We start from the raw sequence: 15,213 nt of genomic DNA, 5'->3' as shown, positions 1-15,213 counted from the left end.
TGAAAAGGCGCTCGACTGCTCGAACCTGTGGGGCGTCACATGGTGGTGCTCGCACGACGTACCGTCCGACATGGCGGACTTCCCGCAGCTCGAATACTCGCTCGGTCTGTTCGACGAGCACGGCAAGCTCAAGCCTATCGGCCGTGAATTCGGCGACATCGCCAAGCAGTACCGCGATGCCAAGCCGGCGCAATCCAAGTCCGTCGCCGTGGTGGTGGACGTGGACGAGCAGGGCAATCCCATCGACCGCAGTACCTTGGGGCCTGGAGGTTCCATCTGCGACATGTGGATGAAGCTGGAGGTGGCAGGCAAACGCCCGACCATCGTCACCTCCACAGTCGCGGCCGATGCCAAGGAACTCGAAAGCCGCGGCATTGACGAACTGTATCGTGACCAGACGCCGTACAAGGCGCGGTTCTATTCTGCGGTCTCCGATCCGGCGTTCGAATCGGTCGACTGATAGATTGCCGGCTGTGGAATCTGTGGTGTTCCACAGCCGGTTTCGTATATTCTGACCGTTCTTGAGTGTGATGGATCGTGTATGTGTTCGTGCGGTCGCATGCTGCAGGTAGCGAATGGTCGATTGCCACTATGGAGAGAAAAGGGAAAATATGATTGCCAGCAACGTCGGCATGGCCGCTGTGGACGGACGGCACGGTCGAGCGTCCATTGACCGGTTGATCGCATCGATGAGTTTCCGTGAGAAGGTTGGACAGCTCAACCAGCGTCTGCTCGGTTGGAAGACCGTGCGCCGGGATGCGTCCGGCAGGCTTGTGGCCACTGATGAGCTCAAACGTGAAATTGACCGCTGGGGCGGTCTGGGAGTGCTGTATGGACTGATGCGCGCCGACCCGTGGTCGGGCCAGCATTGGGGCAACGGCATCCGCCCTGAGGAGCGCGGCGAAGCGGTCGCGCTTATTCAGAACACCGTGCTCGAACGCGGTGCGCATGGCGTAGGCGTGCTGTTGAGCGAAGAGGCGCCGCATGGCCATCAGGCGCTTGGCGGCACCGTGCTGCCGACGAATCTCGGTCTTGGCGCCACGTTCGATCCCGAGGGCGTGCGGCAGGCCGAATCGGCGGCCGCGGCTGAACTGGCCGCCAGCGGCGTGCACATCGCGCTGGTCTCCGGACTCGACATCGCCCGAGATCCGCGATGGGGACGCTGCGAGGAATGCTTCGGTGAGGATCCGCTGATGGCTGAACGCATGTGCGAGGCCATTGTGCTGGGCATGCAGGGTGAACACCGCTCCAAGGTGGGCCATGGGGGAGTGGCCGTAGTGCTCAAGCATCTGGCTGCACAAGGCGAGGCCGTTGGCGGCCGCAACGGGCAATCCGCCGTACTGGGCACTCATGACCTTCACGAAATCCATCTGCCGCCGGTCGCCGCGGGTGTGCGCGCCGGTGCCCTGGGCTTCATGGCTGCCTACAACGATATCGATTCGATGCCATGCTGCGCCAATCCATGGCTGCTCAAGGATTATCTGCGGACCCAACTCGGATTCGACGGCATCGTGATGGCCGATGGCCTGGCCGTGGACCGTCTTGAAGACATGGCCGCCTCCATTCCCGCCGCAGGGCGCGCCGCGCTGCTCGCTGGCGTCGACGTATCCCTATGGGATGAGGGATTCACCCACCTTGAGGAATACGCGGATGACGAACAGGTGTCGAATGCCGTCGACACGGCATTGCGCCGCGTGCTGGAGCTCAAAGACATGTTCGGTCTTCTGCCTGAAGACGGTGCCGATGCCGCCTCGATCGCCGTGCCGGACGCCAACGCCATCGCTCAGGCCACGCAGCAGGGGCGTGAACAGGCGAAACGCATGGCTCGCGAGGCGATGACATTGCTGGATGACCCATCATCCACTGCCTCGCTTGATGATATCCGCGCCCTGATGGTCGATGCCCAGGCAGGGCCGGTGATTGTCGCGGGCCCGTTTGCTGACGATTTCGGATGTTTCCTGGGTGATTACACCGCGCCACTGCCCGCCGATGAACAATCGAGCGTATACCGGCAGCTGGTTGCGCGTCTCGGAGAGAATCGGGTCCTTCTGGCCGCCAAAACGAACGATGTGCCGGCTTCGGAATGGGCGCGGGCGGCGGCCGTGGTGTTCGTCTGCGGCAGCACCAGCGAACGCAGCTACGATAGCGAATTCGACGACAATGGTGCCGCGAAGGCGGTTGCCGAATATGGCGCCACCTGTGGTGAAGGCGTGGACCTGTCCGATATCCGTCTGCCTTGGCATCAGGATGACGTGCTGGACGAAGTGACGGCATTGACCGCAGCCCCGGTCGTGTCCGTGACGGTCTGCGGCAGAGCCCATGTGCTGACCCACGTGATGGAGCGCTCCGCGGTTACGATTTGGGCAGGATACGCCGGCCAGTATGGTCCGCAGGCAGTGGCTGACGTGCTTGTCGATGGAGCCGGCCTTCCGGGACGTCTTCCGGTGACGCTGCCAGCCTATCCCGCGGCCATTCCGGTGCGGTATAACGACCGGCAGAGCGCCGCTCACGTCTATAAGGACGCAGCCGAGCCTGTGCTGCGCAGCTTCGGGTTCGGAGCAGGGGCGATGGCAGGAGTGGCGTTTGATGATATGCATATGGATGCGCAATCCCATCTAGGTGAGTTGGTCGTGCGGGGTACGGCGACGGCCGGAGCCTGTGCCGCTTCCGGTGCAGTGAACCTGTTCGCGCACGTCAGTGGCGGCCGGCGCATCCCACGTTTGGCGATGCTCGTCGACTCGACATACGTGTCGATGGAGGCGGGCGAACGCCGCGACATCACGTTCCACGTCCCCTCCGAACGTCTGCGGGACGCCGGCGATGGCCAGGTACGCGTGACCTGTTCGTTGGAAGCGGGTATGGGCGATTCAGCCACCGTGACACTGGAGTAGGCCAAAAGGCACTACGGAAAATGTGGGGTGTGATGCGCTGGAACCGCGTCACACCCCCGATGACGAGCCATCGGCCCGTCATCCGCGCAACCTGCAAGGCTGCGGGTTGTCACCCGATAGAAGGAAACAACGAAGGAGATTATAGATGAGATTGTCATCAGGCGATCCAGCCGGGCGTATCTCCGCCCGGAACCAACACAGGAAATGGCTGCGGAGCGGTTTGGCTGCAGTGCTGTCGATGGCGACGCTGGCGGCATTGGCGGCTCCGGCGAGTGCCACCGACACGATGCCATGGGGTGGCCAGTATGCCGATACCAGCCATCCCGAGCAGGCGGCAGGAGCCAACCAGCCATATCAGCATGGTTACACCGGTCTGGATATTCTGAACTGGAACCCGGCAGCGGACAAGGATTCAGAGTATCTGCGTTCCCGTGTGCCGTTGCAGACCCGCATCGCCGCCAATGCCGCGACTCAGAAGGACCCGAACCTGCCCGCCGACACGGAGATGTTCAACCTCGCCGGCGATTACGGCAACGCATTCTTCGAATCCTTCCATGACAACAACGTGTTCTCGCAGTACCTGTTCAACTACTGGCAGTACACCGACTACTACGGTACGTGGCACGGCCAGCCGACCGCGAACACACCAAAGAGTCTGTATGACGAGAAGGCCCAGTCCGATTGGACCCAGAAGTGGTTCGAGTTCGGCACGCTGAATCTGCCGAACGCCGCATACACGAACGCCGCCCACAAGAACGGCGCGAAGTCCATCGCGACAATATTCTTCTCCGGCAACGACCGTGGCGAGCAGACATACCGGGACCTGCTGCAGGGCAAACGCGACGACGGCACCTACCCTGTGGCCGACAAGCTGGTGGAGATCGCCAAATACTACGGATTCGACGGCTACTTCGTCAATCAGGAATCCAACGTTGATGCCGCGGATGTCCCGGCGTTCCAGGACTTCATGAAGCAGATCGTCGATCAGGGCATCTATATCCAGTGGTATGACTCCGCAGTCTATCCGGACGGCTATGTGAGCTACCAGAATATGTTCAACGATGCCAACTCGCCGTGGGTGCAGGATGCAGCCAAGGGCAAGGTCTCTGATTCCATCTTCCTGAACTACTGGTTCAGCGGCAATATGCTCAAGGATTCGGCGGACCATGCCAGCAGCCTCGGCATCGATCCGAAGACGTCGGTGTTCGCGGGCATCGAGGCAGGAAAAGAGAAATTCGACAACATTTCCTCGAACGCCAACTATATGAACGTCAATCTGGACGCCGACGGCAAGCCGTACGTGAGCATCGCCGCACTTGGCGCCGACTTCGTCTCCCATGAGCTGGGTGATGACAAGAAGGTCTATCCCAAGTACCAGAACCAGGTATTCGACCGCGAACGCCGTCTGTGGACCGGTTCATCCACCGGTGAGGCCGATACCACCGACATCGCCGACCCATACATTGACGACGGCACGAGCGACGACGGATGGAAGGGCTTCGCCTCGCAGATCGCCGAACGCTCGGTCATCGGCGGAACCGTCTTCTCCACGTCATTCAACACTGGCCACGGCCTCGAATGGCGCGACGGCGGCAAGCAGACCAGCGACCAGCAGTGGGGCAATATCAACCTTCAGGACATCCTGCCGACCTGGCAGTGGTGGATCGATGCCAAGTCCGACCCGCTCGAGGCCGACTTCGACTACGGTACCGACTACGTGGCGGCCCCGCGCTTCACGTATGCCAAGGTCGGAGCCTATGAAGGCGGCGATTCGCTCGTCCTGAGTGGCAAGCTGTCCAGCGACAACACGATGCGTCTGTACAAGACCGACTTGGACGTCACCGGCGGCACCAAGATCGATCTGACGTACAACAAGCTCTCATCCGATGACTCTAAGCTGCAGCTCGCGCTGATCTTCGCCGACGACACCAATGCCGTCGTGCCGGTCGATGTCGCCGACGGTGCTAAGACCGACGGATGGAAGACCGTGACCGCAGACCTGTCCCAGTATGCGGGCAAGAAGATCGCAACGCTCGGTCTGATCGTCAAGGCTGGTGCAAACCCCATCGACAACTATCAGGTGAACATCGGCAAACTCACTGTGAGCGATGGGGCGGCGCATACCCCGGCGACTCCGACTGGCTTCGCCGTCGAACGCGCCTACGCCGATTCCGACGAGCTTACCGTCAAGTGGGATATCGACGACTACTCGACCACAAAGAACTACCTGCTCTACCTCGACGACACGTTCCTCGGCGGCCGCTACGACGACACCCTATACGTCAAGCACCTGCCCGCCAAGACCGGCACCCTCAGGTTGTACGCCGTGGGAGCGGACGGCTCCCGCTCGCTCGCCGCCAAAGCGCCGCTCAACGAGGCGGCATCCGTGTCCGGTGTGAAAGTCGAACCCGGCAAGGACGGCAAGGTCAAGGTCTCTTGGACGAACCCGCAGGTGTCTGGCGAGAAGACCGTCACCCTCGCATCCGACACCGGTTCGTGGCGCTATGCCGCGCAGCCGTACTCCCAAACGGTGAAGATCTCGGCTGACAAGACGGACGTGACCATTGACAACGCCCCTGTGGATGGTTCCCGTTATGTGCTGACCGTCGACAACGCCGGTGGTGCGGCCGCTACCGCAACTGGGAGCTTTGCCGATGCGACGATCGAGCCCTACCCGGCATGCTCGGTGACGTGGGATGGCGATAGCGTGACGCTGGTTCGCCCGCAAACCCAGGATTGGCGTTACCTGTACATGACCGAGAAGTGGACCGACGAGAACGGCGATGCGCAGAGCAGGGAACTGGGTGCAACCTACACCTATTCACAGCAGACCCCGCCGATCACCGGCATCATCCGAGGCCGTACCAAGCCGGCGTCCTACACCCAGAGCATTGCGACCGGCCATGAGCTGTGGGTGCAGGTCGAGGACTACAGCGGCAACAAGACCGAGCCGGTGAAGATCCCGACGGCCGATGAGATTGCGAAGGGTTGCACCGTCGCCGATCCGACCCAGCCGGATGCCGCAAAGTCCACCCTGACCGCCGTAGACGGCGAGGCTGCCGCGGATGGCAAGGCCACGCGTACCGTGACCGCCGCCGTCAAGGACTCCTTCGGCAACCCGTTGACCGGCACGGATGTCGCTTTCGTGCTGCCGGACGGGGTTACCACAGCCGAAGGCAACACCTCGATCGCAACTGACGCCTCCGGTGCCTCGACGCTGAACGTGGTGTCCGCCAAGGCCGGCAAGTACACGATCAAGGCCAAACTCGGCGATGCCGAGATCGGCGAGGGTGTGACGGTCGAGTTCAAGGAGGTGCCAGCCACGGACGACAAGCCGGACAAGCCTAGCGACGAGACCGATACAGGCAAGAAGCCCGAGACGTCTGACACATCCAAGGACAAACTGGTCAATACCGGTGCCTCCGTGGCTGTCGTCGCAGCCGGTGCCGTGGTTCTGCTCGTCATTGCCGGTGCCGTCGTCATGGTGCGCAAGCGCATGTGATTCGCGGTGACTGACAGGCCCTGTGTCTGACAGGAAATCGAAGGGCGGTCTCCCTCTAGCGGGATGCTAGGCGTCCTCCGGTTCCCTTGCCGGATGTGGGGCCTGTCAGTCGTTCCTGCGTATGTGTGTCTCCATACGAGACACACATACGCCACAGCGCGCAGGCGTCGGGCATATAATAATTGGAATGCGATACTAAAACGCTTTAGCAATACGGTACAATTTATAGTTATTGTTGCTGGAGATATGATTGGTCTTCCGCTATGTTGCGGGTGCAGGTCATAGACCCATGACCTCATCGACGTCGGAGCGAACGGGGGAGTTATGAAGTCCGTCCAAGAGCATGTGCCGCAGCCGGCATCTCAGTTATCCTCCGGTTCATCGCGCGTGAGTCTCAAGGATATCGCCGATGCCCTTGGCATTTCGCCGACGGCGGTGTCCTTCGCCATCAACGATCGGCCAGGGGTGTCGGCGGAGACCAAGAAACGAGTCAAAGAGGCCGCTGCGAAGTTGGGATGGCAGCCGGTATACGCCGCGCAGGCGCTGGGTTCCTCGAAGACCATGACCGTGGGGTTCGCTCCGGCGCGTTTCAAGCAGGGGCTCAACGAGGAAGCCTTCATGCTGCACTTCATGGCCGGCGTGCAGGCTTCGCTGAGTCTCAAGGGCTACGGCCTGCTCTATCGGCCATGCTCATCCGCCAAGGAGGAGCTTGCGGTGTACCGGGATTGGGCCTCCCGCAAACGAGTGGACGGTGTCATCCTGGTCGATCTGCGCGTCGATGACCAGCGGCCGAAGCTGATGAACGCATTGGGCCTGCCTGCAGTGCTGGCCGGCGGTCCGGATCCTGACAATCTGGTGCCTTCGCTGTCCATCGACGATTCGAAAACCATGGACACCATCCTCGAGCATCTGCGGAAGATGGGGCATCGTCGCATCGCGTACCTCTCCGGCGACCCCTCACTGGACTATTCGCGCGGACGTGAGGCGGCGTTCCGGCAATTCGCGAACAAGTACGGTCTTGATGACATCCATATCGACTACACCTACTTCGATTCCAGCGTGGCGTCCGAAATGACATTGAACCTGCTGCAATCGCCGCAGCCTCCCACCGCGTTCATCTACGAAAGCGAGACCTTGGCCGCCGAGAGTCTGCATTCCATCACCGAATGGTATGTGCTGGACAATTACGAACGCACCGTGCAGGGTGTCGGTGAGCTGACAGGTCCCCGATACCCGTTCAACCTGCCCGCGATCGTCAGCTTCGAGGACAGCTTCGTATGCGAGGCCGCATATCCATCGATCACTTCCGTGCATCGTGACGCGAGCGAATACGGCTCGAAGATCGCGAAACTGCTGCTGAAGATATTCGCGGGGGAGAAGGTCTCCGGCAACCGCAAGATCCTGACACCCAGTTTGGTTGTCCGCGACAGTACCTCCCGCACTATCAACTGACACTCAACTGACACTCCGGTCGAGGCTGGTCACGAGTCTGGCCGCGAAGTTGGCCGCGAAGTTGGCCAATCGAAATGGTGAAGCCCCTGTCCCGAGCAATCGGAACAGGGGCTTCACCATAGGTCGCGAACTTATCAGGCGGCGTTCTTGACGGCGGTGGCGATGGAGACCGCCGGGTCGAGGAACGGGATCAGCGTGGACTGGAAGGCATGGTAGAGGTCGGACTTGCCGGGCCAGACGGTGCCGATGACCTTGTTGTCCTTGTCGAGCTGGTGGAACCAGGAGCCGCCCTCGTGGTCGATGAGATGCTCATCGACGTACTGTGCGAACGTGGCATACCAGTCGGAGTACTCCTCCTTGCCGGTCGCGGCGTACAGGGTCGCGGTGGTGTTGAGGCCCTCGGCAAGCGTCCAGTGCATGCGGTCGGTCACCACGGGCTTGCCGCTCCAGTCGGTCGTGTAGGCGAGGCCCACGGTGCCGTCCGCGTTCCAGCCGTCTGCCACGGCGCGCGCGAACAGCTGTTCGGCGGCCTCGATGTACGGCTGCGCGCCCTCCAGGTTGGCGAAGGAGCTCAACGCCCACTGGGAGATCAGGCGAGCCCATTCGATGCCATGACCGGGGGTGGCGCCATACGGCTTGAACTGGTCATCCTTCTTGTCGTCGTTGAACTCCAGGTCGACGGACCAGTCCGACTTGAAGTGCTCGGGGATGCGCCATTCGTTGGCCTTGGCCCATCCGATCACATGGTCGATGATGCGGCCGGCGCGCACGCGGTACTTGTTGTCGCCGGTGGCATCCGCCACGGCGAGGAACGCCTCGGTGGTGTGCATGTTGGCGTTGAGGCCGCGGTACGGGTCGAGCTCGGTGAACTCGGTGTTCCAGGTGTCCACTGCCAGGCCGGTCTCGTCGTCCCAGAAGCGCTTGTCGAACGTGGCCAGCGCCTCGTCGAGCAGCTCCTTGGCTCCCGGACGTCCCGCGAGCAGCGCGGAGGATGCGGCGAGCATCACGAAGGCGTGCGTGTAGCAGATCTTGTCTGCGGCGGGGGAACCGTCCTCGTTGACCTGCGGATACCAGCCGCCGTTGACGTCATCATGCAGAATGCCGGTCAGACCCTTCAATGCGGCGTCCACGAGCTTGTCCGCGCCCGGGTAGCCAAGCAGAGATCCAATGGAATACACGTGCGCCATGCGGCAGGTGATCCAGGTCTGCACGCCCTGTGCGGGGTCGAGCGAGCCGTCGGCGTTCAGCCAGCCGGAACCGCCGTTCGGCGCGGGGAAGCCCTTGCCGAACTTCAGCAGCTCATAGGACTCCGAAGCCATGAAGATGCGGTTGGCTTCGGTACCGAGCACATAACGTGGATTGGTGGTCATTTGCTTTGCCTTTCCTTGTTTCCTGTTATCTCTGATCAAGAATCCGAATCGTCGTTGATCACCGCTTGACGCGGATGTCGAAATAGTCCATGACCAGCTCGCAGAACATCATATTCGACCAGCTGAACCACTCGCGCGTGTACTTCGTCGGGTCATCCACATCGATGCCTTCATGCATCAGATGCGTGCCGGCATCGGTGGCCACGAGACGGTCGAGGATATGGGCCTCGTACTCCTTGTCTCCGCTGGTCATCGCCTCGACCGCCAGCGCGATCGGCCACACGTATCTCGGCGGCGTGTGAGGGGAGCCGATGCCTTTGAGGTACGTGCCCTCGTAGTAGTAGGGGTTCTCGTCGCTCAGCAGCGTGCGGCGGGTGGCTAGGTAGGTCGGGTCGTCCGGCTCGCAATATCCCAGATACGGCGCGGCCATGAGGTCGGGCACGTTGCTGTCGCCCATGATGTTGTAGTGTCCGAGTCCGTCGGTCTCGAAGGCGTAGATCGTCTCGCCGTTGCGATTCCTGGTTTTGCCGTAGGCTTCGATACCGTCGTGCACCGCGACGCGCAGCGCATGGGCGCGCGAGACGACCTGCGGGTCGTCGAGGATGTCGCCGCCGAAGATGCGCTCCAGGTAATCCATCACCACGACCACAAACATGTTCGACGGCACCAGATAATGGTAGGTGCAGGCGTCGTCGCTCGGACGGAAGCCGGACCAGGTCATGCCGGTGACGGCCACCGGGGTGCCTCGGCCGTCGTTGTCCAAGGATTCGGTGGGGATGTCCGTGTCGCGGATGAAGAAGTACGGCGAGCGTGTATGGTCCTGCTCGGTCTCGAACACGTCGAGGATCTTGGCGACCCCGTCCACGAACTCCTGGTCGAACTGGTCGGTTCGTCCGGTGTTGGCGTACAGCAGCCATGCGAGCTGGATCGGATAGCACAGGGAATCTACCTCGTACTTGCGTTCCCACAGCCAGGGGCTGGAGAAGTTCGACTGGTCGTTGGGGTCCCATGTGTGCCCGTTGGGCTCCTCATTGAAGGCGTTCGCATACGGGTCGATGTTGATGTAGCGGAACTGCTGTCGCACCAATCCGCAGATCATGTCGGCCAGCTCCGGGTCGTCCTTGGCGATGACGAGATAGGGGCGGACCTGCGCGGTGGAATCGCGCAGCCACATGGCGGGGATGTCGCCGGTCAGCAGGAACGTGGTGCCGTCCTCATGGCGCTTGACCGTGGTGGTCAGGGTGTTGGCGAAGCAGGCGTTGAAGTTCTCCGCCCAATCGGCATGTTCGCTGCCGCACAGGTCGGTGATGTGACGCATGAAGTCCTGCACCGACTTCGGTACTGCGATATCTGTCATATAATCCAACTTCTTTGTCTTGGGGATACTCGTATGGAACACGGATTATTCTAAACCGCTTTAGTTGTTGACACGCCAACGTTTTCGCAACTCTTCTGTTGACGCGGCATTGGTGCCGCATTGGTGTCCTACTGTCGCCGTGCCAATGGTTCTCGCTATAAGAAAAGCCCCGCCAAGGCGGGGCTGGAACAGTGGGACTAGATAGCGGGGCCGGGCAGTGGGAACCTGTTTGCCGAATCAGGGAACCGGAACTGCCGGCAGATGACGGTCAGTTGGCGATCTCGCCCTTTTCGGTCATCTCCTTGAGCTGTGCCGGGGTGTACTTGTCGCGCTTGAATTCGGAAACGAAGTACAGGCCCACGATCAGCAGTTCGATGGCCGGCAGGATGAACGAGAACTGCATGGTGGTCGCGTCGGAGAGCGCGCCCTGAGCCATCGGCAGGATCGCGCCGCCGACCAATGCCATCACAATGATGGCGCCGGCGGTCTCGGTGTGACGACGGTCCTCGACGGTCTTGAGCGTACGCGAGTAGATCGTCGGCCAGCCCGGGCCCAGCAGCAGGCTCACGATCACCGCGAGCCAGACGGACGCCATGCCGGGGACGAACGCCGTGCCCACGAGCACCACGAAGCCTGCGATCATATACACCGCGAGCACGCGGGTCTCGCGGAACTTGGACAGCAGGTAGCTTGCGGAGATACGGCCTACGAAGAAGATGATGTAGCTGACGATCATGTAGTTCGCGGCGTCGCGGTCGGTGATCGGCGCGCCCGCCTTCTCGGATACGTTGAGCGCGAGACGGATGGTGAACGACCAGATGCCGGTCTGGGCGCCGATGTAGATGAACTGGATCAGGATGCCCTGCCAGAAGCGTCCGTTATGGGCGAGGTATGTCATGGTCTCGCCCAACGTGGCCTTGGCCACATCGCCGGACTTGGTCTGCGGACGGCACTTGGGGAACTTCACGATCGCGAACAGCACGATGAACAGCAGCATGATGGCCATGACGACCATGTACGGCTGCAGGGTGCGCCCAAGCTGCTCCGAAGCGAGGTCGATGGCGGCCTGCGGATCGGTCTTGCGCAGCTTCTCCATCTCGGTGTGCAGGTTGGAGTCCTGGAACACCAGATACTTGCCGAGCAGGATGCCGGTGAGCAGACCGAGCGCGTTCATGGTCTGCGCCACGTTCAGGCGAAGTGTGCTCAGACGCTTCGGGCCGAGCAAGGTGGCGTAGGTGTCGGCCGAGGTCTCCAGGAAGCTCAGACCGATGGCCTCCACGAAGATGGCGAACAGGAAGACCTCGTAGGTCACGAGGCGCGAGGCGGGGAAGAAGATGAAGCAGCCGAGCGCGAAGAACGCGAGGCCGGTCATGATGCCGATCTTGTAGCTGGTCTTCTTGATGAACAGCGATGCGGGGATGGCGATGATGAAGTAACCGGCGTAGAACGCGCTTTGCACGAACGCGGTCTGCATGTCGGACAGCTCGAAGACGGCCTTGAACTGGGTGATGAGCACGTCGTTGAGGCTCGAGGCGATCGCCCAGAAGGCGAACAGCACCGAAGTCATCGCGAACTGCAGTACTGGCGTACGGTCGAGGTATCCGTCGGGGCTTTCCACCCACGCCACTTTCTTGGATGAGGTGTTGTCCATGATTGTGTATCCCTTGGTTATGTATCTCTTGGTTGTGTATGGACGTGAAGCTGTATGGCGATTGATATGGGCGAATGCGCGCGGTGATGCGGCATTCGCATGCGGTGATGGTATGGATGCGGCTTCGGGCGACAGCGCCGGGGCGGTGCAGGTCCCGGAGCCGTCGCCGTCGTGGGCCTGCTACATGATCTGGCAGAACTCGATGACCTCGTGGTTCGGGCCCAGGACGTTGAAGTATCGGATGCCGTGCTCCCAGAACGTGTCGATGTGCTGGATGGATCCTTCCACGAAGTCGAGCCCGAGCTTCTGGGCTTCGGCGAACGAGGCTTCGATGTCGGTGGAGTCGAGGGCGAAGTGGTTGATCGCGCCGTTCTCCATCGGGGTCGGGTCCATGGTCCACACTTCTAGCGTCAGATTGTTCAGACGTAGGAATGTGCAGCGGTCCTCGCCGTTGGGGTAGATGCCGAGGCATTCGAAGCCGAGGCGCTCGTAATAGGCGATGGTGCCTTCGAGGTCGGTGGTGGGGATGCCGACGTGCTGGACTCCGGTGACGGTGTCGCGAATGGACATGGTTTCTCCTTTGAATTGATGGTGGGTTGATTGTCGTTGAGGTTCCAGAGTGGAAGAGAGCGACCTCGAACGAGGCGGGGAAAGGAACGACGTTGTTCTGTTTCCCGCCTCGATCGAATGGAATCACAGGTCAGAGGGACCGCGATCCTTTTATGGGATATGGATTTTGTATTGGTTGGGTTGGTTGTGCCGGAGGGATGTCGGTCACTTGCCGACTTCGGCGAGGTAATCGGGCATCTGCTCCGGGTACGCCGGCCATGCGCCGGACTGGGTGCACACATAGGCCGCGGTGTTGACGGCCTTGCGGTGTGCGACCGCAAGCGGATCGCCCAGCAGCGTGCGCGCGGTGAAGGTGCCGGAGAAGGAGTCGCCGGCACCGACGGTGTCCACCACTTCGACATGGGGGGTGTCCAGCGTGGAGGACTCGCCCTTGCGGGAGATGATGGTGGAGTAGGCGGAGCCTGCGGTCAGGATCACGTAGTCCAGATTGAACTCGTCGAGGAACCAGCGGGAGGCGTCCTCGCCGGAGGTGCCGCGGATGTCGAACATGTCGCGCAGGAGCAGCAGCTCCTCATCGTTGATCTTGAACACGGTGGCGTAGCCGAGCAGCTCCTGGATGAGCTCCTTGGAGTAGTGGTCGCCGCGCAGGTTGATGTCGAAGAACTTCATCGCGCCTGGCTTGGTGTGCTTGAGCAGCTCGGTGATGGTGGCGTGGGTCTCGGGGGAGCGCAGCGCCAGGGTGCCGAAGCAGATGGCGTCCGCCTTGGAAACCACGTCGATGAGCTGGCGGGTGTACAGGATGTGGTCCCATGCCACGCCCTTGACGATGGTGTACTCCGGGATGCCGTTCTTCAGGGCGACTTCGACGGTGGAGGTCGGCCAGGCGTTGCGCTGGATCACGGTGTTGATTCCGGCTTCGTCCGCCTTGGCGACGAGCTCGTCGCCAAGCTCATCCTCACCCACCGCGCTGATGGCCCAGCCCTCGGCACCGTTCTTCATCGCGTGATAGGCGAAGTTCACGGGGGCGCCGCCCGCTCGTTTGCCGGTTGGCAGCATATCCCACAGCAGCTCGCCGAGGCTGAGGACGATTGGGGTGGTCATGGTTGGTTCCTTTCATTGGGTTGTGATCAATGTGTATGAAGATGTGAAGAATCGTATGGAGGTGCGAATCCTGCACCTAGGAGACATCGAAGAACACCGAGGGGTGCTCTAGGAATTCCGTCACCGCCACGGCTGCCGCGCCGGAGACGGCGGCATCCGCGGACAGTGTGGACAGCGTGATGGAGGTGGATGTGAAGATCTCGGGGATGGACCGTTCTTTGACCGTGTCGAGCACGGTATCCAGAAGCATCGTGCCTGCTTCGGCCACGATGTCTCCGATGATGATGTGTTCGGGGTTGAAGCCGTTGAAGATGGTGACGCATCCGTAGCCGACATACCGTGCTATGGATTTGACCAACGACACGGCCTGTGCGTCGCCGTCCTGGGCCTTGGCGAACAGTGCCCGTGCCGCATCGGTGTGTGTCATGACGGAGGCTTCGGGGATGACGGTGCCTTCTTCGATGAGCATGGCATGGATGGCCGGGGTGGAGCAGTAGCGCTCCAGGCAGCCGATGTTGCCGCAGTCGCAGGGTTTGCCGTTGATGTCGATGGAGATGTGCCCGATTTCCGTGGCCGCGCCGAGGTGGCCATTGATCAGGCGCCCGTTCTCGATGACCCCGAGTCCGACGCCTTCGCCGATGAGGTAGTAGGCGAGGTTCTCGTCGGATTTGACTGCCGGGTCGAACAGGAAATGAGCCAATGCTCCGGCGCGGGCGTCTTGCTCGACGAACACCGGCACACGGAAGGCGGACCCGAATTCATGCACGAAGTTGATTCTGCGCCAGCCCTGCATGCTGGATACCACGGCGGTGCGTCCCTCGTTGCGCAGGTATGGTCCCGGCACGGCCATGCCGATCGCCACGATGGTCGGATCGGTGTCGATCAGTTCGGCAAGACGGCGGTGGATGATGATGGCGGTGTCGTCGATGGTGTCGTCGTATACGGTGGGCAATGACTCCAGGGAGATTGCGTTGCCGCGAAGGTCGAATACGCCGATCTGCACCAGCGAGCGCGCGAATTTCACGCCGATGATATGGAACTGGGTGGTATCGAGCTTCAGGCCGATGGACCGACGGTTTTTGGAGCCTTCGATGTCTCCGGTCTCCTCGATGACCCCCGCCTCGATGAGACGCGCGGTGATTTTGGTGATGGCCGCGGGGGTCAGATCCAGTGCCTTGGCGATCTGCGCCCGGGAGCTGATGCCGTGGTGGTACAGATGCTGAAGGATGCGGGAGCGATTGGACTCGGAGACGCTGGCCTGCGAAGTGGCGTGTTTGGCTTCGAATGCCATGGGTCCTCCTTATCTGCTCCCTTGCGAG

At 61.4% G+C, this 15,213-nt stretch carries 9 protein-coding genes and 1 pseudogene; 4 read left to right on the top strand and 6 right to left on the bottom strand.

Going from position 1 to position 15,213, the window contains the following annotated elements; translation table 11 throughout:
* The 4 genes and pseudogenes from BW14_RS02035 to BW14_RS02020 all read left to right on the top strand — a co-directional run.
* Positions 1 to 460: pseudogene (locus BW14_RS02035) on the top strand (glycosyl hydrolase); the annotation flags it as partial.
* Between the two features lie 151 nt (positions 461 to 611).
* Complete coding sequence (locus tag BW14_RS02030) at positions 612 to 2,891, top strand: glycoside hydrolase family 3 N-terminal domain-containing protein (protein WP_223847929.1); 2,280 nt, start codon at positions 612 to 614, stop codon at positions 2,889 to 2,891.
* Between the two features lie 238 nt (positions 2,892 to 3,129).
* Complete coding sequence (locus tag BW14_RS02025) at positions 3,130 to 6,393, top strand: Ig-like domain-containing protein (RefSeq protein ID WP_140489186.1); 3,264 nt, start codon at positions 3,130 to 3,132, stop codon at positions 6,391 to 6,393.
* A 324-nt stretch (positions 6,394 to 6,717) separates the two neighbouring features.
* On the top strand, positions 6,718 to 7,845 hold the full coding sequence (locus tag BW14_RS02020) for a LacI family DNA-binding transcriptional regulator (protein ID WP_044088791.1): 1,128 nt from the start codon (positions 6,718 to 6,720) through the stop codon (positions 7,843 to 7,845).
* Between the two features lie 134 nt (positions 7,846 to 7,979).
* On the opposite strand, the gene BW14_RS02015 is transcribed toward BW14_RS02020, so the two are convergent.
* From BW14_RS02015 to BW14_RS01990, 6 genes are all read right to left on the bottom strand, one after another.
* Positions 7,980 to 9,215, bottom strand: coding sequence for an AGE family epimerase/isomerase (locus BW14_RS02015; protein ID WP_140462389.1), 1,236 nt, complete (start codon positions 9,213 to 9,215; stop codon positions 7,980 to 7,982).
* A gap of 58 nt (positions 9,216 to 9,273) precedes the next feature.
* Entirely contained in the window at positions 9,274 to 10,572 is a 1,299-nt protein-coding gene (locus BW14_RS02010) for a glycoside hydrolase family 125 protein (protein ID WP_044088793.1), read from the bottom strand.
* 268 nt (positions 10,573 to 10,840) lie between these two features.
* The gene (gene fucP, locus BW14_RS02005; RefSeq protein ID WP_140489174.1) at positions 10,841 to 12,223 is read right to left on the bottom strand and encodes an L-fucose:H+ symporter permease; all 1,383 of its coding nucleotides are present in this window, start codon (positions 12,221 to 12,223) and stop codon (positions 10,841 to 10,843) included.
* Between the two features lie 180 nt (positions 12,224 to 12,403).
* Entirely contained in the window at positions 12,404 to 12,793 is a 390-nt protein-coding gene (locus BW14_RS02000) for a VOC family protein (RefSeq protein WP_044088794.1), read from the bottom strand.
* Positions 12,794 to 12,997: 204 nt separating this feature from the next.
* Positions 12,998 to 13,894 carry a carbohydrate kinase gene (locus BW14_RS01995; RefSeq protein WP_140489173.1) on the bottom strand — a complete coding sequence of 299 codons (897 nt, stop codon included), beginning with the start codon at positions 13,892 to 13,894 and terminating at the stop codon, positions 12,998 to 13,000.
* Positions 13,895 to 13,970: 76 nt separating this feature from the next.
* Positions 13,971 to 15,185, bottom strand: a complete 1,215-nt coding sequence (locus tag BW14_RS01990) for an ROK family transcriptional regulator (protein ID WP_140489172.1) — start codon at positions 15,183 to 15,185, stop codon at positions 13,971 to 13,973.
* Positions 15,186 to 15,213 lie beyond the last annotated feature (28 nt).

It is taken from the genome of Bifidobacterium sp. UTBIF-68 (assembly GCF_006408855.1).
Classification (GTDB): domain Bacteria; phylum Actinomycetota; class Actinomycetes; order Actinomycetales; family Bifidobacteriaceae; genus Bifidobacterium; species Bifidobacterium reuteri.
This window is presented reverse-complemented; position numbering and strand designations above follow the sequence as displayed.

Excerpts from the sequence above, each read along its gene's own strand:
- BW14_RS02000 (WP_044088794.1), bottom strand. The coding sequence starts at position 12,793 with ATGTCCATTCGCGACACCGTCACCGGAGTCCAGCACGTCGGCATCCCC.
- BW14_RS02015 (WP_140462389.1), bottom strand. The coding sequence starts at position 9,215 with ATGACCACCAATCCACGTTATGTGCTCGGTACCGAAGCCAACCGCATC.
- BW14_RS02030 (WP_223847929.1), top strand. The coding sequence starts at position 612 with ATGATTGCCAGCAACGTCGGCATGGCCGCTGTGGACGGACGGCACGGT.
- BW14_RS02020 (WP_044088791.1), top strand. The coding sequence starts at position 6,718 with ATGAAGTCCGTCCAAGAGCATGTGCCGCAGCCGGCATCTCAGTTATCC.
- BW14_RS01990 (WP_140489172.1), bottom strand. The coding sequence starts at position 15,185 with ATGGCATTCGAAGCCAAACACGCCACTTCGCAGGCCAGCGTCTCCGAG.
- BW14_RS01995 (WP_140489173.1), bottom strand. The coding sequence starts at position 13,894 with ATGACCACCCCAATCGTCCTCAGCCTCGGCGAGCTGCTGTGGGATATG.
- fucP (WP_140489174.1), bottom strand. The coding sequence starts at position 12,223 with ATGGACAACACCTCATCCAAGAAAGTGGCGTGGGTGGAAAGCCCCGAC.
- BW14_RS02010 (WP_044088793.1), bottom strand. The coding sequence starts at position 10,572 with ATGACAGATATCGCAGTACCGAAGTCGGTGCAGGACTTCATGCGTCAC.
- BW14_RS02025 (WP_140489186.1), top strand. The coding sequence starts at position 3,130 with ATGGCGACGCTGGCGGCATTGGCGGCTCCGGCGAGTGCCACCGACACG.